At 67.3% G+C, this 22969-nt stretch carries 20 protein-coding genes and 3 pseudogenes; 18 read left to right on the forward strand and 5 right to left on the reverse strand.

Annotated features, from left to right (window positions below; genetic code table 11):
* Nucleotides 1-396: 396 nt before the first annotated feature.
* From FDZ84_RS23445 to FDZ84_RS23460, 4 genes and pseudogenes are all read right to left on the reverse strand, one after another.
* Nucleotides 397-705 (reverse strand): annotated as a pseudogene (locus FDZ84_RS23445) (integrase core domain-containing protein); the annotation flags it as partial.
* Nucleotides 690-2282: an AMP-binding protein gene (locus FDZ84_RS23450; RefSeq protein WP_168587655.1), complete on the reverse strand. Its 1593-nt coding sequence runs from the start codon at nt 2280-2282 to the stop codon at nt 690-692. The pseudogene FDZ84_RS23445 and the gene FDZ84_RS23450, both read right to left, overlap by 16 nt.
* Complete coding sequence (locus FDZ84_RS23455; protein WP_168587656.1) at nt 2279-3424, reverse strand: thiolase; 1146 nt, start codon at nt 3422-3424, stop codon at nt 2279-2281. The genes FDZ84_RS23450 and FDZ84_RS23455 overlap by 4 nt, the downstream gene beginning before the upstream one ends.
* Complete coding sequence (locus tag FDZ84_RS23460) at nt 3421-3870, reverse strand: Zn-ribbon domain-containing OB-fold protein (RefSeq protein WP_168587657.1); 450 nt, start codon at nt 3868-3870, stop codon at nt 3421-3423. Before FDZ84_RS23460 ends, FDZ84_RS23455 begins: the two co-directional genes overlap by 4 nt.
* Nucleotides 3871-3949: 79 nt before the next feature.
* Between FDZ84_RS23460 and FDZ84_RS23465 the strand changes: the two genes are divergently transcribed.
* From FDZ84_RS23465 to FDZ84_RS37905, 3 genes are all read left to right on the forward strand, one after another.
* Nucleotides 3950-5374: an amidohydrolase family protein gene (locus FDZ84_RS23465; protein WP_168587658.1), complete on the forward strand. Its 1425-nt coding sequence runs from the start codon at nt 3950-3952 to the stop codon at nt 5372-5374.
* Between the two features lie 64 nt (nt 5375-5438).
* Nucleotides 5439-6380: a fumarylacetoacetate hydrolase family protein gene (locus FDZ84_RS37900; protein ID WP_210435065.1), complete on the forward strand. Its 942-nt coding sequence runs from the start codon at nt 5439-5441 to the stop codon at nt 6378-6380.
* Nucleotides 6381-6405: 25 nt separating this feature from the next.
* Nucleotides 6406-7377: an MBL fold metallo-hydrolase gene (locus FDZ84_RS37905; RefSeq protein WP_210435066.1), complete on the forward strand. Its 972-nt coding sequence runs from the start codon at nt 6406-6408 to the stop codon at nt 7375-7377.
* A gap of 299 nt (nt 7378-7676) precedes the next feature.
* Here the strand turns inward: FDZ84_RS37905 and FDZ84_RS23475 are convergent, their stop codons facing one another.
* Complete coding sequence (locus FDZ84_RS23475; RefSeq protein WP_168587659.1) at nt 7677-7850, reverse strand: hypothetical protein; 174 nt, start codon at nt 7848-7850, stop codon at nt 7677-7679.
* A 309-nt stretch (nt 7851-8159) separates the two neighbouring features.
* Between FDZ84_RS23475 and FDZ84_RS23480 the strand changes: the two genes are divergently transcribed.
* The 15 genes and pseudogenes from FDZ84_RS23480 to FDZ84_RS39190 all read left to right on the forward strand — a co-directional run bounded on the left by FDZ84_RS23480 (nt 8160) and on the right by FDZ84_RS39190 (nt 22915).
* On the forward strand, nt 8160-8924 hold the full coding sequence (locus FDZ84_RS23480) for an SDR family NAD(P)-dependent oxidoreductase (RefSeq protein ID WP_168587660.1): 765 nt from the start codon (nt 8160-8162) through the stop codon (nt 8922-8924).
* Complete coding sequence (locus FDZ84_RS23485; RefSeq protein ID WP_168587661.1) at nt 8921-9694, forward strand: crotonase/enoyl-CoA hydratase family protein; 774 nt, start codon at nt 8921-8923, stop codon at nt 9692-9694. Before FDZ84_RS23480 ends, FDZ84_RS23485 begins: the two co-directional genes overlap by 4 nt.
* Nucleotides 9691-10853: pseudogene (locus FDZ84_RS23490) on the forward strand (CaiB/BaiF CoA transferase family protein). Before FDZ84_RS23485 ends, FDZ84_RS23490 begins: the two are co-directional and overlap by 4 nt.
* Complete coding sequence (locus tag FDZ84_RS23495) at nt 10850-11563, forward strand: CoA transferase subunit A (RefSeq protein ID WP_168587662.1); 714 nt, start codon at nt 10850-10852, stop codon at nt 11561-11563. The pseudogene FDZ84_RS23490 and the gene FDZ84_RS23495 overlap by 4 nt, the downstream one beginning before the upstream one ends.
* Nucleotides 11550-12206, forward strand: coding sequence for a 3-oxoacid CoA-transferase subunit B (locus FDZ84_RS23500; protein WP_246868365.1), 657 nt, complete (start codon nt 11550-11552; stop codon nt 12204-12206). Before FDZ84_RS23495 ends, FDZ84_RS23500 begins: the two co-directional genes overlap by 14 nt.
* 107 nt (nt 12207-12313) lie before the next feature.
* Nucleotides 12314-12892: a TetR/AcrR family transcriptional regulator gene (locus tag FDZ84_RS23505; protein WP_210435067.1), complete on the forward strand. Its 579-nt coding sequence runs from the start codon at nt 12314-12316 to the stop codon at nt 12890-12892.
* Between the two features lie 394 nt (nt 12893-13286).
* Entirely contained in the window at nt 13287-14450 is a 1164-nt protein-coding gene (locus FDZ84_RS23510) for a substrate-binding domain-containing protein (protein ID WP_168587664.1), read from the forward strand.
* Nucleotides 14451-15989, forward strand: a complete 1539-nt coding sequence (locus tag FDZ84_RS23515; protein ID WP_168587665.1) for a sugar ABC transporter ATP-binding protein — start codon at nt 14451-14453, stop codon at nt 15987-15989. It abuts the gene before it with no gap.
* Nucleotides 15986-17038, forward strand: a complete 1053-nt coding sequence (locus FDZ84_RS23520) for an ABC transporter permease (RefSeq protein ID WP_168587666.1) — start codon at nt 15986-15988, stop codon at nt 17036-17038. The genes FDZ84_RS23515 and FDZ84_RS23520 overlap by 4 nt, the downstream gene beginning before the upstream one ends.
* Complete coding sequence (locus FDZ84_RS23525) at nt 17038-18195, forward strand: acyl-CoA dehydrogenase family protein (RefSeq protein WP_210435745.1); 1158 nt, start codon at nt 17038-17040, stop codon at nt 18193-18195. Before FDZ84_RS23520 ends, FDZ84_RS23525 begins: the two co-directional genes overlap by 1 nt.
* Nucleotides 18195-18734, forward strand: a complete 540-nt coding sequence (locus FDZ84_RS23530; RefSeq protein WP_371812658.1) for a CoA ester lyase — start codon at nt 18195-18197, stop codon at nt 18732-18734. Before FDZ84_RS23525 ends, FDZ84_RS23530 begins: the two co-directional genes overlap by 1 nt.
* Nucleotides 18731-18997, forward strand: a complete 267-nt coding sequence (locus tag FDZ84_RS40870) for a hypothetical protein (RefSeq protein WP_371812659.1) — start codon at nt 18731-18733, stop codon at nt 18995-18997. The genes FDZ84_RS23530 and FDZ84_RS40870 overlap by 4 nt, the downstream gene beginning before the upstream one ends.
* A 16-nt stretch (nt 18998-19013) precedes the next feature.
* Nucleotides 19014-19391: pseudogene (locus FDZ84_RS23535) on the forward strand (CoA transferase); the annotation flags it as partial.
* Between the two features lie 1202 nt (nt 19392-20593).
* Nucleotides 20594-20755, forward strand: a complete 162-nt coding sequence (locus tag FDZ84_RS23540) for a hypothetical protein (protein WP_168587667.1) — start codon at nt 20594-20596, stop codon at nt 20753-20755.
* A gap of 135 nt (nt 20756-20890) precedes the next feature.
* Nucleotides 20891-22915, forward strand: a complete 2025-nt coding sequence (locus FDZ84_RS39190) for an amino acid transporter (protein ID WP_246868366.1) — start codon at nt 20891-20893, stop codon at nt 22913-22915.
* The last annotated feature ends 54 nt before the right edge of the window (nt 22916-22969 follow it).

Raw genomic sequence — 22969 nt, forward strand, 5'->3', positions numbered from 1 at the left:
GCAACCCCGCGGCACCGCGGGCAATTCGGCATGCCCTCACGACCAGAAACCGCACCTCAAACCCGCCCCTGAATGTTTACATCGCTCCTGCACCCCGGAGGAATACGGCACGCCCACATACATCGCGCCGTAGGGGCCGGCACCGGTTTCAGGCGTCTTTCCGGCGGGCGTCAAGTTGCACCTTCTGGAGATTGGGATTCCTGCAATCAAGCCGTAGCCATATCACGCGGATCTCCCAGCACCTCACCCCATACGCCTGGGCATGAGCACTGGTTTACTGGCATGCTATGGTCCCCTCACTCTTTCGAGCTCAGGTAGAGCCATCAGATCCAGAGACACCTCCTCCAGTCTCTTCCCGCTACGGTAGTTGTCAAGTCAAATTGAGACGGGTTGTGTCTAGTTGACCGGTAGTTGATGTTCGGTGGGCTGGTTGATCCAGGCTGCCTTGGGTAGTGCTGGTGGTCGGGGTCGGCGGGTGAAGCGTTCGGGGTGTGCGGCGTGGGCGCGGTCGAGGGTGGTCTGTCGTTGGGTGTGGATGTGTTCTGCGGTGCCGAAGTGCACCGAGGCGGGGGTGTGAAGGCCGATCCCGGAATGCCGGTGTTCGTGGTTGTAGGTCGGGAAGAAACCGTCGCAGAAAGTGCGAGCGTCTTCCAGTGACCCGAACCGCTCGGGGAAATCGGGCATGTACTTCATTGTTTTGAACTGCTTCGGGAGGAGTCCGTCATGAGGGCAGAGATCTGGGATCGGTTGATCTTGCCCGTGCTGGTGCGGCCGACGGACTCGACGAAGTGAAACTCGCGCGGTGTCTTGAATCGGGCAAGGCGGTCGGCGAGGTGCTCGCGCAACCGCGTGGCGGCACCCTCATCGGCCACGGCGTCGGGCTTCAGTTCGATCACAGCGACGACACGCTGACCCCACTCCTGGTCGGGCAGCCCGATGACCACAACATCGGCGACGGACGGTTCCGTGGCTAGGGCGGCTTCCACTTCGGCTGGGTAGATGTTGACACCCCCCGAGAGGATCAGATCGGACCGTCGGTCGCCGACGTAGAGGTAGCCGTCCTCGTCGAGGTGGCCAACGTCCCCGGCCGTCCGGAACGGGTCGTTAGCACTTGACGCGCCGTTAACGCACAGGTCTCCGGCAGCACCGCTGTAGGTGAAGTCGAAGCCACCGCTGACGTAGATCGTGCCGGGCTCGCCCGTGGGGAGCCGGAGTCCGTCGCTCCCACGGATCTCGACCTGGATCCCAGGTGCTGCGCGACCTGCGGAGCCCGGCTTCAGCAGCGCCTCCTCCGAGGTGATGATGGTCGCGATGCCGAACTCCGTGCACCCGTAGTACTCCGAGATGATGGGGCCCCACCATTCGATCATCCGCCGCTTCACCTCGGGCGGGCACGGTGCCCCTGCGTGGGTCACCATCTGGAGCGACCGGCCGGAGAACGCGCCGCGAGTCGCTTCGTCGAGGTCGAGGAGCCGGTGGAACATGACCGGGACCATGAAGGTGCTCGTGACCCTAAACTGGTCGATCAGCGCGAGGGTCTCCGTCGCGTCGAATCGTGCGGTGATGACGAGTTCCTGTCCCAAGTGGAGAGCGCAGAGCGCATTCAGGTTCGGTGCCGGGTGATACAACGGCGCGACGACCAGGTGCACCTGGGCAACTTCGGCGTTCATGTCGTACTGCGCGAACCGTTGCCGGGCGCGGGCGTCGGCCGCCTCGTCCGGGGTCGACGTCGGCAGTGGCCGACGCACGCCCTTGGGGCGCCCGCTCGTTCCCGAGCTGTAGTACTGCACCGAGCCGGCACTACGGCTCGTGGGCTCGGTGGCAGGGTGGCGCGCCAACATGGCCTCAGCCGAGCGGCCGTCCGCCGCACCACCGACCACGACTACGCGGTCGGGAGCGAGGTCGCTTCCGAGTCGGGCGGCCTCGATGACGACAGGTTCGAGGGATGCCTCGGTCACCACGGCGCGAGCCCCAGAGTCCCCGATGAGGTAAGCGGCTTCGGAGGCGGTCAGGTGCCAGTTGACGAGGACGAGGTAGAGGCCGACCTGTTCTGCTGCGAGCTGCGCGGCGATGAAGGTGGGCCCATTCGGCAGCACGAGCGCGACGGTGTCTCCGCGTTCCAGGCCCAGGTCGTGCTGGAACACCCGGGACCACCGGTGGGCGTCATCGAGCAACTCGCCCCGGGTGATGCTGTCTGTCCCGAGCCGCAGCGCGATGGCGTCACGGTCGCGGGCGGCGATCTCGAAGAAGCCCTGAGCGTGCGCGCCAGCCGTCGTCGTCATGCCGACACCTCCTGATTCGAGAGCACCAAGGTCGCTGCCTCAGAGAAGAAGTGTCCGACACCTTGGACGACGCTGACGTCGACATCGGGTACTTGGGCGAACGCCTCACCCCTGAGCTGTCGCACGGCCTCCTGGATCGCGAACATCCCGTACATGCCAGTGTGCGTATAGCGCAGGCCGCCGCCGTTGGTGTTCATCGGGAGCGTGCCTCCCGGGGCGGTGTTGCCGTCGGCGACGAACGCTCCAGCCTCCCCGCGACCGACGAACCCGAGCGCCTCGAGCCCGTAAAGCGGCACGTGGGCGAACGCGTCGTAAATCATCAGGTGATCGACGTCGTCGTGACCGATGCGCGCCTCCGCGAACGCGGCGGCGGCGGACTGCTCGAACGTCTCGGCCCGGGTGAGGTCGGGCATCTGGGACACGAGCGGGCTGCCGGCGGCCTCGCCGGACCCCCACAGATACACCGGAGGTCGCCGCAGGTCTCGGGCACGCTCCGCTGAGGTGACGACCAGGCCACCACCGCCGTCGCTCACCATGCAGCACATGAGCTTGGTGAACGGCCAGGCGATCGGAGTCGAGGCCAGCACCTCGTCCACGGAAGCCAGAGAAGGGCGGGCGGCTCGCGGGCTCCCCTGCGACCACTCACTCTGCCGGGCCGGGACAGAGGCAAGCTGCTCGAGCGTCGTCCCCGTCTCGTGTGCGTAGCGCAGATAGGGAAGCGTGAACATCGTCGGAGGTCCGTAGACGCCGAACGGAAGCTCGAACTGGCCGAGCATCCCGTCGGCCGGCATCGGCCGGGGGTGGCGTCCGACCACCGATCGACGGGACTCGCCGTGGAGAACGAGGACAACCTCGGCCTGTCCCGCAGCAATGGCCGCAGCCGCGTGACGCACGTGCACAAGGAACGAGGTCCCACCAACGCTCGTGCCGTCGAACCAGGTTGGCCGCACGCCTAGCGCGTGGGCGATTTCGACCGGGTTGTGGACCGCGCTGGTAATGCCATCGACATCGGCAAGACCCAACCCGGCGTCCTCGAGCGCAAGCAGTGCCGCATCGACGTGCAGGTCCAGCTCCGACATCGCTGGCAGCCGCCCCAGGGAGGTCTCAGCAGCACCGGCGATGGCTGCCACGTGACGGCTCACTCGGCACCACCCGGTCGGGGAACGAACACCGGGACGACCTGCCCGTACCGCTCCTCGAACGCCACCTGGAGAGGCATGTCGATGAGGAGCTGCTCAGGCCTGGGGTCGACGCCGACGATGTTCGTCATCATGGTCGGTCCTTCCTCGAGCCTGACGATCGCGATCACGTGGGGGCCGACGGTCTCGAACCCCGGAGCCGGTAAGTGGTTGATGACGTAGCTCAACAGAGTGGCGCGCCCGCTGACGTCGACCCACGACACCTCGCGCGACCCGCAGAACGGGCACGCCACGCGCGGATAGAAGAAATCGGCCTCGCAGGACTCGCAGCGCTGCACGGACAGACGCTCTTCGGCCGCGGCGTCCCAAAACGGGCGGGTGGTCGGCGTGGGGAGGGCCTGAGCCGCGCCCTCGCCGGGCGCGAGCCCAGCCACAATCGCTGGTACCATGAGCGGTACCATACAGCCTATTCTGATACCGTCCAAGCAGTGGTCGGCACTCTTGCGCGGCCAACCGAAAGGAAGACTCGTGGGCACTCGAACGATCTACACGGGCGCGTTGGTCCTGGTGGGCGACCCCCGCAACGGCAGTTTCCAGCGACTGGACGTCGAAGTCGTTGACGGCCGGATCAGCCAGCTCGCCGAGGGCCTTTCGGCGACTTCAGAAGGGGTCGAGGTCTTCGATGCCTCATGGGCGTGGGTCATCCCCGGCTTCGTCGACGCCCATCACCACATGTGGCAGGCGACGATGCGCGGGCTCACGGTCGACTTCACGCTGTCGGACTACGTGTGGACGATCCGACGCAACCACTCCGGCATCCACCGCGCGGTGGACATCTACAACGGCACGCTGGGCGCCGCCGTGGCACTGATCGACTCTGGCACGACGTGCTCGGTCGACTACTCCCACAGCATCCTCACTCCCGAGCACGCCGACGCCGGGGTGGCAGCCATCAACGAGTCCGGAATCCGGGGCGTGTGGTGCTACGGCCTGTACGACCCCCACACGGCCAAACCGTACTTCATCTCGGTCGAGCAGCGTCTTGAGGATGCGCGGCGGGTGCGCTCGTCGCTGTTCGACACAAGCGCCGGGCGAGTGCGGTTCGGCATTGCCCCGACCGAGATGAGTCTCGCCGGCATCGAGCAGGCGGCGCAAGAGATGGTGCTCGGCCGCGAGCTTGACTGCTTGATCCACACCCACACCAACGCTCGGTGGAAGCCGGGCTATCCCTCGGAGATCAAGCAGTTGGCAAAAGCTGGGCTCCTGTGGTCGCACCAGCTCCACTCCCACTGCAACACCTCCGACGCCGAGGACTTCGCCATCCTGGCCGATCACGGGGCCAAGGTCTCCTCGACCCCGGAGACGGAGCTCAACATGGGCATGGGATTCCCGATCGCCGCCGTCGCCGACCGAGCAGGTGTCGTCGCCGGGCTTGGAGCCGATATCCAGTCGAACAACTCGCCCGACATGTTCACCACGATGCGCCTGATGCTGGCCGGGGAGCGGGCGCGGACCAACCAGCGCGCTCTGGAGCAGGAAGGCATCTACGACATGGGGGGCCTCGAGCTCCGTGCCGCCGACGTGATGCACTACGCGACACTCGGCGGAGCGATCGGTCTGGGCCTGGAGGACGAGTGCGGCTCGATCGAGGTGGGCAAGGCCGCCGACCTGCTCTTCATCCGCAGCACGTCCCTGAACCTCGCCCCGGCCGTCGACCCGCTGGGTGCGATCGTCATGGGCGCCAGGACCTCCGACATCGACACCGTCCTCATCGGCGGCGAAGTCGTGAAGCAGGATGGCGCCATGCGTGCCGACCTCGTTGACAAGGCGATCCGGGGCCTGCAGGAGTCCGGCTCCCACATCGTCAAGGAGTCCCAGGTCTACGGAGGCATGACGCCCCCGCAGCCTGACTGGTGGGGCGCAGCGACCGCGGGGACGGGCTCGCCGTCGTGAGCTGGGTCCGGATGTCCACGTCCGGCTCTACGCCCGGCTCCACGTCCGGATCTTGGGAGACGCCGTGCGCTGGGTGACCTGCGAGAGCGACGGTGGCGACCGGGTCGGCTTGGTCGTCGATGACCAGGTGCACTTGCTGGGGGACGAGCGCACGCTGATCGACGTGATCTCCTCAGGGCAGAGCGAGATGGAGCACGTCGCCAAAACGGCACGACGGTCACCAGCAGAGGTCGTCTCGCTTGAGTCGGCGACGCTCCGCTCACCGATCCCGACCCCGCCGTCGGTCCGTGACGCGGTCGGATTTCTCGACCATGTCCGCGGATGTCGTCGGGCGTATGGCCGCGACACAAAACTCGGCGAGGTCTGGAACCAGATCCCTGCGTTCTACTTCGCCAACCCGGCCACCCTGTTCGGCGCGCGGGACGACGTCGCGATCGCCCCGGGCTCCCAGTGGTTCGACTTCGAGCTCGAGGTCGCTGCGGTCATCGGCACGCCGGGTTCAGACCTCGACCCTGCGGCCGCCCAAGGCGCGATCGCGGGCTACATGCTCTTCTGCGACTGGACTGCCCGGGATCTGCAGCGGGCCGACACGGCGCTCGGTATCGGTCAGGGCAAGGGCAAAGACTCCGGGATGAGCTTCGGTCCATGGCTGGTGACTGACGATGAGGTCCAGGAGCGGCTTGTCGACGGTCGCCTCGACCTGCACGTCAAAGCGGATGTCAACGGTGTCGAAATTGCTCGCGGGACCACTGGTGCAATGGACTGGGCTTTCGCCGAGATCGTGTCCTTCGTTTCGCGCGGCACGCGCCTAGTCCCCGGAGACATCATCGGGTCGGGCACGATCCCCGGGGGCTGCATGCTTGAGCACCTCGTAGGTGACCCGGAGACCTACGACGGATGGCTCAAGCCAGGAGACACCGTCTCGCTCCACGGCCTTGCCCTCGGAAGCACGCATCAGCGCATCGTTGCGAGCGCTCCGCCCCACCCGCTCTCGAGCGGCTACTGACTCCGACCGAGACGAGGACGCCGGCATGACGAACCGCACGACGAACACCTACACGCGAGGGCTGCACCAGGTTGCCCCCGGAGTCTCTGCATGGCTCCTGCCCGACGGGGAGTGGGGCATGAGCAACGCCGGGCTGGTGCAGGGCGAGGGCGAGAGCTTTCTCGTCGACACCTTATTCGACCTATTGCTGACGACCGAGATGCTCCAGGCGATGTCGGGCACGACGGGGAACTCTCCAATCAGGGCAGCGCTAAACACGCACGCAAACGGCGACCATTGCTTCGGGAACCAGCTCCTCGCAGACGACGTCACGATCTACGCGACCCGCGACACCGATCACGAGATCCACCACGGCACGACCCCCGAGCGTCTGCGGATGCTCGTGACCTCAGACTTCGGGCCCGTGACGTCCCCGTTCCTGCGCAGCTGCTTCGGCCGCTTCCACTTCGAGGGCATCACCCTGCGGGCGGCCGATGTCACGTTCGAGGATGCCCTCACGGTATCCGTCGGTGGTCGCGACGTGGAGCTGCTGCGGCTAGGTCCGGCTCACACCGCGGGCGACGCCATCGCTTTCGTCCCTGACGCTGGAGTGCTCTTCACCGGCGACCTCCTATTCATCGGCGGCACGCCGATCATGTGGGCCGGATCGCTTGAGAACTGGCTGCGTGCCTGCGACCGGATGAGAGCGCTCGACCCCACAGCCGTCGTACCCGGTCACGGGCCCCTCACCGACCTCGACGGGATCGCTGAGATGCGAAGCTACCTGGCCCACGTCAAGGACCAGATCGCCGAGGGGTTCGCGGCCGGTCGCCCGTGGCGCGAGACCGCTGACCGGATGGACCTGGACCGCTACGCCTCCTGGCCGCAGGCCGAACGCATCGTCGTGACGACCTACCAAGCATACAGGCAGGCAGCGGCCGACACCCCGGCGGAGGACGGGATTGAGCTCTTCGGCGAAATGGCCGCCTGGCAGCAGCGCCATGCAGGGAAGCGCTGAAGCCCCGACGCCTGATCCAAGGGCCGGCCGCCCGGCAGAAGACCTCCGTCGGCTCCCCCAGCCGAACGCCGGGCCCGCGGGCGCTCGACACTCCCCCCTTGCTCGACACGCTCGAAGCCGTGTTCCTCCAGGGGGCTTCCGGCACCTGACGGTCGGCGGCATGGCGCGGATCTCCCGAACCTCGCGGCGAACCCTCTACCAGCTCGGTCAGAGCAAAAAAGGTCGTGCCCAGAGTCGTCTCTTCAACCACATGGGCAAAGACGCCCGGCTGCGATCCCAGCGGCGACCGACGTCTGGGATCAGATCGAGGCCCATCTCTCACCGTCGGTAAACCGCAACCGCCGTGCCATCGCCAGTTCGTCCAGGACGTCGAGGCCCACGGGCCGACCTGCCGCGTCTACTACCGGCACCAGGAGATCGCCAGCCGCGAGCTGCAGCGCACCATCGGACGAGCAATGGACAGAACAGGTCACCAGCGGCACCTCCGCCCCGTGGGCCGAGCTCCTCCAAAAGCTCATACGCCAGCTCCGAGACCCAGAGGTGTTGGACCGGCTGTTCGGGCGTTTCTGCGACCAGGGCCTCGCTTTGGGGGAGTTGCCTCGACGGCTGGGGCTGGGCATCACTTGCTCGGTACTAGAAACGTACGTATAGTACCAATATTGATACCAGCACGAGCTCATGTGTCGGCGAGTCAGTTCGCTCTCTCGACCGGCCGGTGGCTGCCCTGGATTGCGCAAGCGATCTGAACCGACGTGCTCCCCGCTGTTTGGAAAGGACCGTAGATGGCCGACACCCCACCGGTGTACGTGGTGACTGGAGGAGCCGGAGGACTCGGCGGCGCTACGGCGAAGCTGTTGGCGCAGCGAGGCGCGGCCGTCGTCGTGACCGACCTCGCCGATACCGACGAGCGCAACCTGCGCGCACAACTCGGCGAGTCCGTCACCTTCGTCCAGGGCGACGTCTGCTCTGCGGATGAGCTCGAGAACGTCCTTGACCACGCCTCGGAGCGCGGCGCGATCCGCGGACTGGTCCACTGCCCGGGCAAGGGCTTTCCTCGCCGGATCGTCGACCGCGACCTCGCCCCCTTCCCACTCGAACAGTTCGAGACCGCGTTGCGCCTCAACCTGGTGGGCACCTTCAACGCCCTGCGCCTCACGGCCGCCCGCATGGCCGCGAACGAGCCTGCCGACGGCGAGCGGGGATCGATCGTCATGACTGCGTCGGTGGCTGCCTGGGACGGGCAGGTCGGACAGATCGCCTACGCCGCCGCGAAGTCCGGGGTTGTCGGCATGACCCTGTGCGCTGCCCGGGACCTCGCGGACCTGGGCATCCGGGTGAACACGATCGCCCCGGGGATCTTTGATACTCCGCTGCTGGCCCGGTTCTCCGACGAGATCCGCGATGGACTGGGGGCATCGGTCACCTTCCCGAAACGCCTCGGCGACCCCGACGAGTACGCCTCGATGGCCGAGGAGCTCCTGCACAACCGATACATGAACGGTGAGGTCATCCGGCTGGACGGAGCCATCAGGATGGCGCCCCGATGAGCGGCGGAGTTGCCCCGGTCCTGTTCGAGGAGGCCAACGGCGTCGCAACGATCACCCTGAACCGCCCCGAAGTGCGCAACGCCGTGAACGCGACGCTGGCCGAAGCCCTCGCCGAGATCGTCGATCACCTCGACGAACGCACCGACCTGCGAGCCGCGATACTCACTGGCGCCGGCGGCAGCTTCTGCTCGGGCATGGACCTCAAGGCGTTCGTCCGAGGTGAGAAGTCATCGATCCCGGGTCGCGGATTCGCCGGCTTCACGGCCAGGCCCCCCGCCTTGCCCGTGATCGCCGCAGTCGAGGGGGCTGCTGTGGCCGGAGGGTGCGAACTCGTGCTCGCCTGCGACCTCGTCGTAGCGGCTGAGTCCGCACGCTTCGGAGTGCCTGAGGTCAAGCGCGGACTGGTCGCCGTCGGAGGCGCGCTTCTCAAGCTGCCCTCACGGATCCCCTACCAGGTCGCGATGGAGTGGATCCTGACCGGCGACATGGTCGGTGCTCGCCGCGCCCACGAGGTAGGTTTGGTCAACGCAGTGGCTCCAGACGGCGAGGCGCTGACGGCCGCCCGACTCCTGGCCGACCGTGTCGCGGCCAACGGCCCGCTGGCGCTGCGCGCCAGCAAGCAGATCGTGTCGGCATCTGCATCGTGGGCCCACGAAGAGGCCTACGAACGCCAGCTCGAGATCGCCCGCCCGGTGACGGAGTCCGAGGACGCCCAAGAAGGCGCACGCGCCTTCGCCGAGAAGCGCACCCCCGTGTGGAGCGGACGATGAGCGCCGGGCCGCTCGACGGCGTCCGAGTCGTCGAGCTCGGTGGCATCGGGCCAGCACCGTTTGCGTGCATGATGCTCGCGGACCTCGGCGCCGAGGTCATCAGGATCGACCGGCCGGGAGCCGAGCTCCACCCGGTGATGCACCGCAACCGACGCTCGATCGCTCTCGACCTGAAGTCTCCCGAGGGCCGAGCGATCGCGATGCGTCTGGTCGCCAACAGCGACGTCGCCGTCGAGGGCTTCCGGCCAGGCGTTGCCGAGCGTCTCGGACTCGGCCCGGACGACGTGGCGCGCGAGGCCGCCCACGTGGTCTACGGGCGGATGACCGGCTGGGGCCAGGACGGGCCATGGGCGCAGCTTCCCGGGCACGACATCAACTACATCGCGCTGACCGGCGCCCTGCACGCCATCGGCCCTGCCGGCGGGGACCCAGTCGTTCCGCTGAACCTGATCGGCGACTTCGGCGGAGGCGGCATGCTGCTCGCCTACGGCGTCCTGGCAGGGGTGGTCAGCGCCCGTGCGACGGGACGCGGGCAGGTCGTCGACGCCGCGATGATCGACGGATCTGCCGCCCTGATGGCCATGCTGCACGGATACCTGTCCGAGGGACGGTGGGTCGACGAGCGCGGAGTGAACCATCTCGACGGAGGCGCGCCCTACTACCGGACCTATGAGTGCAGCGATGGGCGATACGTCGCCGTCGGGTGCATCGAGCCGCAGTTCTACGCGGCCCTGCTCGACAGACTCGACCTGACAGGCGACCCGGACTTCTCGTCACAGGACGACCGCGCGACCTGGCCGACGATGATCGACCGGCTCCAACGGACCTTCGCGTCACGGACGCGAGACGAGTGGGGGACATCTTCGCCTCGAGCTCGGCCTGCGTCACCCCGGTCCTCTCCATCGGCGAGGCCCCCCTGCATCCACACCACGTCGAACGCCAGACCTACACCTCCCTCGGGGACGGGCACATGGCACGACCCGTGCCCCGCTTCGCTGGCACACCAGCGGCCGAACCACGCCCGGCGCCAGTCGTCGGCAGCGACGGCCAAGCGCTGCTGGAGGAACTTGGCCTCAGTGAGTCCGAGGCCAGGAGGCACCTGGAGTCCGGGGTCGTCGCACTGCCACCCGGCTGTGACGATGGCAGGAGGACGTCGTGACAACAGCCCGCGACCTCGTGGCGCGCCATGTGTTCGACGGCATGACCATCGCAGTCGGAGGCTTCGGCCTCTGCGGCAATCCGTTCGACCTCATCGACGCGGTCCGCGACTCGGGTGTCACGGACCTGACGATCGTCTCCAACAACATGGGCACCGACGGCAAGGGCCTCGGGGTTCTCCTGGAGGCTCAACAGGTCCGCAAGGTCGTGGCCTCCTACGTAGGAGAGAACCGCCAGTTCGCGCAGCAGTACCTCGACGGGCACCTCGAGATCGAGTTCACACCCCAAGGGACGCTGGCCGAGCGGCTTCGCGCGGGCGGTGCAGGGATTCCCGCCTTCTACACCCCGACTGGCGCCCACACGACGGTCGCTGACGGCAAGCCGACCATGGAGATAGGCGGCCGCACGGTGATCCTGGAGCACGCGATCGTCGCCGACCTCTCGCTCGTGCGAGCGCACCAAGCGGACGCCGCGGGTAACCTGATCTACCGGCGTACCGCCCGGAACTTCAACCCCGTCGTAGCCACGGCTGGACGGGTCACCCTCGCGGAGGTCGATCGCGTGGTCGAGGACTTTCTGGACCCCGACCTGGTGCAGACGCCCGGGATCTACGTCGAGGAGGTGATCGTCGCGTCAGGGCGGGCACCGGAGATCGAGCAGAGGACGACACGCCCGAGGCGAGCCGACGGAGGCGCAGATGCGGACGCGTGAGCAGATGGCCGCAGTCGCGGCACGTGAGCTGGCCGACGGTGCCTACGTCAACCTCGGCATCGGTATCCCCACTCTCGTGGCGAACCACGTACCGACAGGCATGCGGGTCACGTTGCAGAGCGAGAACGGCATGCTGGGAATGGGGGAGTTCCCGCTCGACGGTGAGGAGGACGCTGACCTCATCAACGCTGGCAAACAGACGGTCACCATCGAGCCGGGAGGAAGCTTCTTCGGCTCCGACCAGTCCTTCGCGATGATCAGGGGCGGCCACATCGACCTGGCGATCCTGGGCGCGATGCAGGTCTCGGGCACGGGCGACCTAGCCAACTGGACGATTCCCGGCGTCCTGGTCAAGGGCATGGGCGGAGCCATGGACCTCGTCGCTGGCGCCCAAAGAGTCCTCGTCGTGACCGACCACACCACGAAGGACGGCCGCCCCAAGATCGTCGAGACGTGCGACCTGCCCCTGACCGGCCGCGGCGTCGTGAACCGAATCATCACCGATCTGTCCGTCTTCGACATCACCACCGCCGGCCTGGCGCTGGTCGAGCTCGCCCCCGGCGTCACGCTCGACGAGGTCCGCGACCGCACGGGCTGCCGGTTCCAGGACCGTCGAGACGAGGCGGCACGCGGCAACGGATGAGCCGGCCGCGCTAACGACGACCTCAGGGCCGGTACCCGCCGCCGCCATAGAGTACCGTTGAGTGGGTCGCTGCAGCCCCGCGGTGACGTCGTGAAGTGAGGTTTGCCATGCCAGACGTCCGATCGAACTCCCTGTCCGGTCGACAGTCCGACGTGCTCAACGCGCTCGAGGAAGCCTTCCTCGCCGAGGGTTTCCGCCACCTGACCATCGGCGACATGGCCGCCCTCGCGCGAACCTCCCGGCGCACGATCTACCACCTCGGTCAGAGCAAGGAAGAGGTCGTGGTCGGTGTCGTTGACCGCTACTTCAACTCGATGGGTAAGGAGGCGCTGCGACGAGCACAGGACTCCACGGGGGTGCACGACCAGATCGAGGCATACCTGTCGGCTTCCGTCGAGCGCAACCGCCGAGCCAGTCGCCAGTTCGTGCACGACGTTGAGAACTACCTGCCCACAAGTCACGTCTACGACCGCCACCAAGAGATCGCGATCCGCGAGCTCGAAAGCATCGTGCGCAGAGCGAGTGAGCGGGGCGAGGTGACGGCAGGGTCACCGACGCTGTGGGCCGAGATGCTCGGCGCCGTCATACGCCACCTTCGCGATCCTGGGGTGCTGGACCGGGTCGGGGCCACGCGCGGCGATGCCCTCGAGCTCTTCGGGCGATTCTGCCGCCGCGGTCTGGCCTGAGCGCCGTATCTACCGAGCATCGCTTCGCGACAGCCGCCGGGCCTGCCCCCGGAACTGGCCCGAGCCTGACCCGACCTGACGCGGTCCTGGCCCAGGCCTGAATACGGGCCGGACTCTGGGCTTGATTCCGGACCCGGCCTCGGGTCTGGCTCCGGGCTGGCACCTCCGTCGTCGCTCGCGACGGGGTTGTCTCACCCGCCTCTTGACCGGTACTAGATATGCGCCTACGATACCGATAGCAGTACCCGATGTGGGCTGGGTCACGTGAGGCTGAAGGTTTGCGGGCCCATCCCGCGGCCATTGGACAGCTCCCCGGAGCGACTCGAACGGTTGTCGATCTGCCGCAGGACGGTGCGGGCACCTGGCCGGCGTCGATGTGAAACTAGGAGAGAGCATGACGAGAACTCGCATCGCTGCGGTGTGCGGAGCGCTGCTGGCGCTCACGCTGTCGGCGTGTGGCAGTGCGTCGTCGGACGGCCCCACCGGTACGACGAGCGATGACGTCATCGAGCAGGCGAAGGCCTCGACGGAGCAGGCCTTCGCCGGCACCGATCGCGCCTTACCGTCCGATGGGCCCAAGGCTCAGCAGGGCAAGACCGTCTGGGCGCTGGCCTGCAGCACGCAGGCTGCTGGCTGTGTCGTGCCCGCTGAGGGCTTCGTCGAGGCGTCCAAGGCTCTCGGCTGGCAGGTCAAGCTCGTCGACGGCAAGGCCGACCCCGCCGTCTACAACTCCCAGCTTCGGGCCGCGGCGGCCGCGAACGTCGATGCCGTCGCCCTGTTCGGCGTTGACTGCTCGGTCGTGAAGGCGTCGATCGAGGAGGTGCAGGCCGCTGGCGTCCTCGTCTACGGCGGCAACGCCTTGGGCTGTGACGACCGGTTCAGCGACGGTGGTAAGCCGCTCTTCAACGAGCACCTCCGTTTCAACAAGGACCTCGTCTCCTACGAGGACTACATGAGCGAGTTCGTCGGACCGACGATTTCGGATTGGGTCATCGCCAAGACGGACGGCACGGCCAAGGTCATTCTGATGCGTCAGGACGACAACGCGACTCTGCGGATGGTCGGTGACGCACAGGCCGCTCGCCTCGCGGAGTGCGACGGATGCGTCGTCCACGAGGTGACGTTCACCGCTGGGGATCTGTTCGGCGGGCAGATGCAGGCCAAGGCCAGCGCCGCGCTCCAGCAGTTCCCGAACGCGAACGTCGTCATGGTGCCGGCCGACTCAGCCATTACTTTGGGTGTCGGGGCGGCGGTCGACCAGGCGCGCCAGGGCGGCCGTGAGGACCTGCTGCTCACGGGTAACGAAGGCGTCGAGTCGTCCATCGCCCTCATCCGGAGTGGCACGCAGTCCTACGCTGTCGGTCGGCCGCTCGAGTGGACCGGTTGGGCGGCCGCGGACGGCCTGAACCGGTTGTTTGTCGGTGCGGAGCCAGTCGACTCCGGCATGGGCATCGGAAGCATGGATGCCGACCACCTTCCCGAAGGCGACGTGTACGACGGCAACCCGAAATCGTCGGGCTATCAGGAGAACTACAAGAAAATCTGGGGGGTGGGCTGAGTGGTCGACGCCACTTCGGGGATGCCGGCGAGCGCCTTGGCGCTCGCCCGCCTTTCCAAGACCTTTCCCGGTACGCAGGCGCTCGCGGATGTGAGCTTCTCGGTCGAGCCCGGCCACTTTCACGCACTCGTGGGGGGAAATGGTTCTGGGAAGTCGACGCTGATCAAGATCCTTGCCGGCGTCTACAGCGCTGACCGCGGTGGTTCGCTCCACCTCGGCGAGCAGAGCTTTGACGTCGAGCAGCTGACGCCCCGCTGGTCGCGCGACGCCGGGCTCCGGTTCGTCCATCAGGACCTGGGGCTGTTCCCGGATCTGACGGTGACGGAGAACGTTCTCGCTGGTAGCCCGTTCCCCAAGCGGATAGGCAGAATCGACTGGCCCGAGGCGCGCCGTTCGGTCCAACAGCTACTGGACGGGCTCGACGTCGATGTCAAAGCACGATCCCTGGTGCGTGATCTGCGACCCGCTGATCAGACTCTCGTCGCGGTGGCGCGCTGCTTGCGAGATCGCGACACTGGCGGGGTCGGCCTGCTCGTCCTGGACGAGCCGACGACGCGCCTTCCGGCCGACGAGGTGGACGGCCTCTTGCAGCGCCTGAGCGCCTATAGCGCACAAGGACAGAGCATCTTGTACGTCACGCACCGCCTCGACGAGGTGCTGAGCTACGCCAACACCGTGACGGTGCTGCGCGATGGGCGACATGTCGACACCAGGCCGGCGGCGCAGCACGATCGTGCGAGTCTCGTGGCGAACATCGCGGGACACGCCCCTCAGGACCGTCAGCGTCAGACACGCTCATCGTCTGGAGAGGTAGTCCTCTCGGTCGAAGGCCTGAGAGGTGGGCCTCTGCGAGACGTCAGCTTCGAGGTCCATGCGGGGGAGGTTGTCGCCCTGGCCGGGCTGGTCGGGAGCGGCAGGACCAGCGTGATGCAGAACGTCATCGGGGCGGTCAAGCCTCGCGGCGGCTCGGTCTTGGTGAAGGGCCAGCAGCTGCGGGCCGGGCACGTCGCGGACGCGATCTCGCGCGGTCTCGCGCTGGTGCCTGAGGAGCGGGTCCGCGACGCGGCCTTCTTGTCGTTGTCGCTGACGGAGAACATGTCCGCCACAACCATCAGACGGCACAGCCGCGGCGGCTGGATGCGACGGGCCGATGAACGACGTGCCGCCGCGGCTGACATCGCGACCTACGGCATCAAGGGCACGGTTGATGCTCCGATCGCACGGCTTTCAGGCGGCAACCAGCAGAAGGCCGTAATGGCGCGGGCGATGAGGTCTTCTCCCGTCGTGCTGTTGCTTGACGAGCCGACGCAGGGCGTCGATGTCGGGGCTCGGGCAGACATCTACGCCCAGATCGACGCGGCCGTTGCGGGCGGTGCGGGGGTGCTGCTGGCTACGTCCGACCTCGACGAGCTGCTGCACCTCGCGGACCGCGTCCTCGTGCTCGCAGACGGACGCATCGCCCACGAGGCCTGCGGGCCAGAGATCACCCGCACCTGGATATTCGACAACGTCTACCAGCACGAGAAGGCATCGACATGACATCCCAGGACCAGACCACCCTTCAGGTGCCGACCGATCAACCACCCACCGAGGATGGTGCGGCACAGACGACGCACGGTTGGCGTCCCTCGATGCTGCGCCTGGTCGAGCGTTTTGGTCTCGTGATGCTGCTCGTCGTGGTGGTGGTGTACTTCGCCCTCGATCCCGCCACCTCGGCGACGTTTCCCACGACGTCGAACCTGCGCAACATCGTGGCCAACGAGTCGGTGCTGATCCTGGTCGCACTCGCCGCCCTGATCCCGCTGGTCGCCCATCGCTTCGACCTCTCGGTGGGAGCGATCGTTGCCCTAACCTCGATCGCCGCAGCCAAGGCGACCACATCGATGGAGCTGCCAGTCATCGTCGGCGTGGCGATCGCGGTGGCGGTCGGAGCCCTCGTCGGGCTGACGAACGGAATCCTCATCGCCTACTTCCGAGCCAACTCGCTGGTCATCACCCTCGGCATGTCGACCCTGCTGGGCGGAGTGGCCTCGGCTTGGTCCGGGCACCAGACGATCGTCGGGGTGCCAGTCGCCCTCACAACCTTCGGCAACGGACTGTGGTTCGGCATCCCACGCCCGGTGTTCCTCGTCGTCATCGCGGCCCTGAGCGTGTCGTTCCTGCTGGGACTGACGATCTTCGGCCGAGGCCTGCTGTCCGTGGGTGTCAACGAGACGGCGGCTCATCTGGTCGGTCTGCCGGTCCAGCGCACGGTCGCGCTGGCCTTCGTCGCCTCGGGTGCACTCGCGGGTCTGGCGGGAGCCTTGCTGCTCGCGCGTACGGGAAGCGCTGCATCCGGGGTCGGAGTGGGCTACCTCCTTCCCGCCCTGGCCGCGATCTTTCTGGGGTCGACCACCATCCGCCCGGGCAGGTACACGGTGGCGGGCACGCTGGTGGGTGTTTTCTTCGTGGCGATCAGCATCAATGGCCTGACGTTGGCCGGTGCCGCCGACTGGGTCGAGCCCGCGTTCAACGGTGGCGCCGTCATCGTCGCGGTGGCGGTCTCCTCGCTGCTGACCCACCGACGCTTGAGGGGAGCGTCGCGATGATGGCCTCGTACGAGCTGGACGCGGAGGAAGCTTCGATCGTCGCACTCGTGCGCGACTGGGTCGACCGTGAGGTCAAGCCCGTGGTTCAAGACCTGGAGCATTCCAACACCTACCCCGAGACGCTCATCGACCAGATGAAGCAGTTGGGCATCTACGGGCTCGCGATCCCCGAGCCGTGGAACGACGCGGGGGTTAGCGTGCCGTGCTACGCCGCGGTCACCGAGGAGCTCGCCCGTGGCTGGATGAGCCTTGCCGGCGCGATGGGTGGTCACAGCGTCGTGGCGAAGCTCCTCATCGATCACGGCACCCAGGAGCAGAAGGATTACTACCTTCCCCGCATGGCCACCGGTGAGATCCGGGCGACGATGGCCTTGACCGAGCCAGGTGGTGGCTCGGACTTGCAGGCCATGCGAACAACGGCCCGCAAGGAGGGTGACGACTACGTCGTCAACGGCTCCAAGACCTGGATCACGAACGCGCGGCGGTCCCAACTCATCGCGCTCCTGTGTCGTACCGATCCTGACGCGCAGCCCGTGCACCGCGGGATCAGCATTCTGCTGGTCGAGAAGGGGCCTGGATTCGAGGTGTCTCGTGACTTGCCCAAGCTCGGCTACAAGGGGGTCGAGAGCTGCGAGCTCTTCTTCGATGGCTACCGGACCCCGCAGAGCAGCCTGCTCGGGATGGAGGAGGGGCGAGGCTTCGCCCAGATGATGCGGGGTCTCGAGATCGGTCGCATCCAGGTGGCCTCGCGTGCGCTGGGAGTCGGCGCCGCGGCACTTGAGGACGCGCTGCGCTATAGCCAGGAACGCGAGAGCTTCGGCAAGCAGATCTGGGAACACCAGTCGATCGGAAACTACCTGGCCGAGATGGCGACGCAGCTCACGGCGGCGCGACAGCTCGTGCAGTACGCCGCGCGTCGCTTTCAGTCAGGTGAGCGTGCCGACATGGAGGCCGGCATGGCCAAATTGTTCGCCTCCGAGGTGGCCATGAAGATCGCGCTCGACGCGGTGCGCATCCACGGAGGCTACGGCTACTCCACGGAATACGACGTCGAGCGCTACTTCCGCGACGCTCCCCTCATGATCGTGGGTGAGGGCACGAACGAGATTCAGAAGAACGTCATCGCCCGGCAGCTCGTGAAGCGAAACCCCGCCTGATGAGCGCGAACGCCCGCACGTGGCTGTTCGTGCCGGCTTCGACACCGCACCGCTTCGCGAAAGCGGTCGCATCCGGCGCCGATGCCGTCGTCCTCGACCTCGAAGACGCCGTCGGCGTGGACGCCAAGGGCGACGCGCGTGAGTCGGCCCTCGCATGGCTTCAGGGCGGGGGCCAGGCCCGGGGACGGGTGAACGCCGCCGGCACTCCGTGGCACGACGACGACGTTGGTACGCTCGCCGAACTGCCCGGCGTGCTCGGACTCGTCGTGCCGAAGGCCGAGGACCCCGACCTCCTCTCGGCGCTGACCCGGCGATTGGCCGGAGGGAACCGCCTCGTCGCTCTCGTCGAAACGGCCCTCGGCGTTCACCGCGCCTTCGACATCGCCGAGGCCAGCGGGGTCCTCAGGCTTGCGTTCGGGTCGCTCGACTTCGCCGCCGACGTTCGTGTCGAGCACGTCGACGAAGCGCTACTCCTGGCACGCAGCACCCTCGTGCTGGCCTCACGCGCTGCGGGACTTCCGCCCCGGTCGACGGTGTGACGACCTCGGTAAGCGACACGCAGCTGATCACGGCGGAGGCCCAGCGATCCCGTGCACTCGGGTTCGGCGGCAAGCTCTGCATCCACCCGGCGCAGCTGCCAGTTACCGCCGCGGCCTTCGCGCCGACTCCTGATCAGCTGGCTTGGGCCCGCGGCGTACTCCACGCCACAGCGGACGCGGCCGGCGGCGTCGTCATCGGCCCGGACGGCCACATGATCGACAAGCCGGTGATCGACCGCGCCCGGTCGATCCTTCAGGACTGAACCAGGAAGGCCAACCTTGCTTCCCCTTGATGGCATCACCGTCGTGTCCCTCGAACAAGCCGTCGCGGCACCGTTCGCGACTCGACAGCTCGCCGACCTCGGTGCCCGTGTGATCAAGGTCGAAAGGCCTGGAGCAGGGGACTTCGCGCGCGGCTACGACCGCACCGTGCACGGCGACTCCAGCTACTTCGTGTGGCTCAACCGCGGCAAGGAGTCGATCGAGCTCGACGTGAAGGACCCTCAAGATCGAGCTGTGCTCGACGAGATGATCGCGGCCGCCGACGTCGTCGTACAGAACCTCGTGCCCGGTGCCGTCGCGCGCCTCGGCCTCGACGCCTCGACGCTTCGTGCCGACCGGGTCACCTGCGCCGCTTCGGGCCCGATGGCCTCGGGCTCCATCTCCACCAGCGACCGCAGCCACTGGATCAACCCGGCGTCGGTGGCGGTCAGGAACTCGACACCCTCGATCAACCGCTCGTGCAAAATGGCCTTTTGGGTTGCGCGCACGGGGCCGTCCTCGCCGCGGAGCCGTGGTGCCGCCGGCCCGATCTCGTACAGCGCGTCCAAGGACTGCTCGGCTTTGGACTCGGCCCGGATCTCGTTCAACCGTTCCAGCGCTCGATGAGCGCGCCGTCGCGCGTCGGTGGCACGGGCCTGCTGCAGGGCTTCCAGCTGTACCTGTGATGCCGACTTGCGTTTTTCCCGCACGTCGTAGGCACCGAGCGCGGCTTGCCGTGCGTCCCATTCCTCATAGGACAGAACCGGGATGGGTGGGCGTTTCGGCAGGTGGTTGCTGGTGTAGGTCCAGGTCGCCAGCCGGGCCTGCAGTGCCTCGCCGAGAGCTTTCCGGGGATCCGGCTCGAATGGGGCCGCCCGGTGCGTTCTGCCCGAGACTTTCAGCGCGTGCAGCAGACAGTTCACGCTCCAGCCGGCCCGGAAGAACGGTGCGGTCAGCTCCCGCAGCTCGGTGTCGCTGATCTGCTCGTCGAGCCACCGCATCGCCGCGCGGAGCCGTTTGACCGCTGCGGCCACCTGGTCCCAGGTCTCCGGCGGGACCGTTCGCGGCCACTGGTGGTGTACCCGGGACCGGGTTTCGTCCCGCTGCTGTTCGCTCGAGGTCGTCGCTACCGCGCCGGTGCCTTCGCCGGCCTCCACCGGCGGCGCCACCGGTATGCCCTGGCTGTCGCGCCACTGGTTGAGCAGGTACCGCACCAGGTCGGTGCGCTTGGCGGTGCTGACCTGTTTCTGTGGTGACCCGTCGGGGCGATCGTGCAGTGCCTGGACCAGCGCATCGACACACCAGCCCGCTGAGAAGAAGACTTCAAGCTCGGGGACCAGTCGCTCGGGTGCGACGTTGCGCCACCGTTCCATGCTGATGAGCGTCTGCGTGGCTTGCAGCTGGGCGTGCGGGCTTTGCGGGACGATCCGCGTGTGCCAGGCCTCCTGCTCGGACATGCAGCCAACGTACCGAATGGGAACGGGTGAGCACGCAACGACGGCAGAGCCAGACAGCTCCGATCGCCGTTCAGTGAACCGTCGGCGTCGACGGGTCTGGCTACGCTGATCGTCATGGGCTTGTTCTCCAAGGAACCAACGGTGGTCTACCTGGTCGAAGATCACACGGACCCGGAACCGACCACGCACACCCGGTATTGGGCGCACGTGCACCTCAGCGCGGATAAGGCCAAGGCCGATGTCGAAGAGTTCGCTGCGCGCGGCGGTCACGGCTCGGTGTGCTGGGATCCGGCGCAGGGCTAGAGGTATGAGGGGTTGGGTCTCCGTCCACCACTCGGACACCTATATGTCCGCGGCGCTGAGGAACGCCTACGTGACGAGGTGACTGAGGGCACGCGGGCAGCCGTATGTACCGGCGAGGCCGACGACGTAGTCTCTGTGCGTTTCGAGCGGCCGCGGGGTTCGGTCGAGGGACACCGGCAGTTGGTGCTGAAGGCAGGGGAGTGGCAGGTGGCGACCACCGCGCAGCGAGAACGGCGGGCCGACGGGTTCAAGAGGTGGTTGTTCGAGGGACAGCCCCGTCGGGCGCGGCAACTCGCCGGTGGGCGGGGAGAACCGGTGAAGCACCCGGACCACCCATGGTGGAAGGTGATGTGCCTGACCGGGGTCGACTACTTCTCCACGCTGGGCTACCAGCCGGGTATCGCGGCGCTGGCCGCCGGGGTGCTGTCGCCGATCGCCACCCTGGTGCTAGTCCTGTTGACGTTGGCCGGTGCACTGCCGGTCTACCGCCGGGTGGCCGCGGACAGCCCGCACGGGCAGGGTTCGCTGGCGATGCTGGAGCGGCTGCTGTCCCGGTGGAAGGGCAAGCTGCTGATCCTCGTGCTGCTCGGCTTCGTGGCGACCGACTTCATCATCACGATCACGCTGTCGGCCGCGGACGCCACCGCGCACGTGGTGGAGAACCCGTTCGTGCCTGAGTTCCTGCACGGGCAGCACGTGCTGATCACTCTGGTGCTGGTCGGCCTGCTCGGCGTGGTGTTCCTCAAGGGGTTCAGCGAGGCCATCGGGGTGGCCGTGACCTTGGTGGCCGTGTTCCTCGCGATGAACGCCGTGGTGGTGATCGTCGCGTTGCAGCACGTGCTGGCCAGTCCGGAGCTCGTCGTGAACTGGCAGAAGCTGCTCGTCGCCCAGCACGGTAGCCCCTGGCTGATGATCGGGGTGGCGTTGCTGGTGTTCCCGAAGTTGGCGCTGGGCCTGTCCGGATTCGAGACCGGTGTCGCGGTCATGCCGCTGGTCCGGGGATCGGCGGGGGACACCGAGGCGCGCCCGCTGGGCCGGATCCGCAACGCCCGCAAGCTGCTGCTGACGGCCGCGCTGATCATGAGCGCGTTCCTGATCACGAGCAGCTTCGCGACCGCCGTGCTCATCCCGCACCACGAGTTCGAACCCGGTGGCCAGGCCAACGGACGTGCGCTGGCGTTCCTCGCGCACTCCTACCTCGGGGAAGCCTTCGGCACGGCCTACGACGTGAGCACGATCGCCATCCTGTGGTTCGCCGGTGCCTCGGCGATGGCCGGGCTGCTTAACATCGTGCCGCGCTACTTGCCCCGCTACGGGATGGCGCCGAACTGGGCGCGCGCGACCCGGCCGCTGGTGCTGGTGTTCACGGCCATCGCCTTCGCGATCACGATCATCTTCAACGCCGACGTCGATGCTCAGGGCGGGGCGTACGCCACCGGGGTGCTGGTGCTCATCTTCTCCGCCGCGCTCGCCGTGACCTTGGCGGCCCGCAAGCGCGGCCAGCGCGCCGCGACGATCACATTCGGGGTGATCACCGCGGTGTTCGCCTACACCTCGATCGCCAACGTCATCGAGCGTCCGGACGGGGTGAAGATCGCCTCGTTCTTTATCGCGGCGATCATCGCCACCTCGCTGGCTTCCCGGGTCGGCCGCGCGCTGGAGTTGCGCGTCACGGAAGTCCGCCTCGACGCCGCCGCGCGCCGGTTCATAGACAAGGCGGCCCGCAGCGGCGCGATCCGCATCATCGCCAACGAACCCGACGCCCGTGACGAGCAGGAGTACCGGGAGAAGGAGCAGGAGCAGCGCGAGGACAACCACATCCCGGCCGGCGACCCGGTGCTGTTCCTGGAGATCACTGTGACAGACGCGTCCGAGTTCGAGTCCGTCCTGAACGTGACCGGCCAGAAGCTGCACGGATACCGGATTCTTCGGGTGAAGAGCGCGTCGATCGCGAACGCCATCGCTGCCGTGCTGCTGCACATCCGCAACGAGACGGGCGTCCTGCCGCACGTTTACTTCGCGTGGACTGAGGGCAATCCCTTCAAGTTCCTGATCAGCTACCTCATCTCGGGCGGCGGTGACATCGCCCCGGTCACCCGCGAAGTGCTCCGCCGCGCCGAGCCTGATCCTGAACAACGCCCCCTGGTCCACGTCGGCTAACCCGGCTCGCACGGGAATCCCTTGTGAAGCCGGAAATGTGGGATGGGGTGCCTT

Origin of the sequence: Saccharopolyspora sp. ASAGF58 (assembly GCF_012277335.1) — a bacterium.
Lineage (GTDB): Bacteria > Actinomycetota > Actinomycetes > Mycobacteriales > Pseudonocardiaceae > Saccharopolyspora > Saccharopolyspora hattusasensis.

Excerpts from the sequence above, each read along its gene's own strand:
- FDZ84_RS23450 (WP_168587655.1), bottom strand. The coding sequence starts at position 2,282 with ATGACGACGACGGCTGGCGCGCACGCTCAGGGCTTCTTCGAGATCGCC.
- FDZ84_RS23460 (WP_168587657.1), bottom strand. The coding sequence starts at position 3,870 with ATGGTACCAGCGATTGTGGCTGGGCTCGCGCCCGGCGAGGGCGCGGCT.
- FDZ84_RS37905 (WP_210435066.1), top strand. The coding sequence starts at position 6,406 with ATGACGAACCGCACGACGAACACCTACACGCGAGGGCTGCACCAGGTT.
- FDZ84_RS23480 (WP_168587660.1), top strand. The coding sequence starts at position 8,160 with ATGGCCGACACCCCACCGGTGTACGTGGTGACTGGAGGAGCCGGAGGA.
- FDZ84_RS23485 (WP_168587661.1), top strand. The coding sequence starts at position 8,921 with ATGAGCGGCGGAGTTGCCCCGGTCCTGTTCGAGGAGGCCAACGGCGTC.
- FDZ84_RS23500 (WP_246868365.1), top strand. The coding sequence starts at position 11,550 with ATGCGGACGCGTGAGCAGATGGCCGCAGTCGCGGCACGTGAGCTGGCC.
- FDZ84_RS23505 (WP_210435067.1), top strand. The coding sequence starts at position 12,314 with ATGCCAGACGTCCGATCGAACTCCCTGTCCGGTCGACAGTCCGACGTG.
- FDZ84_RS23510 (WP_168587664.1), top strand. The coding sequence starts at position 13,287 with ATGACGAGAACTCGCATCGCTGCGGTGTGCGGAGCGCTGCTGGCGCTC.
- FDZ84_RS23520 (WP_168587666.1), top strand. The coding sequence starts at position 15,986 with ATGACATCCCAGGACCAGACCACCCTTCAGGTGCCGACCGATCAACCA.
- FDZ84_RS23525 (WP_210435745.1), top strand. The coding sequence starts at position 17,038 with ATGGCCTCGTACGAGCTGGACGCGGAGGAAGCTTCGATCGTCGCACTC.
- FDZ84_RS23530 (WP_371812658.1), top strand. The coding sequence starts at position 18,195 with ATGAGCGCGAACGCCCGCACGTGGCTGTTCGTGCCGGCTTCGACACCG.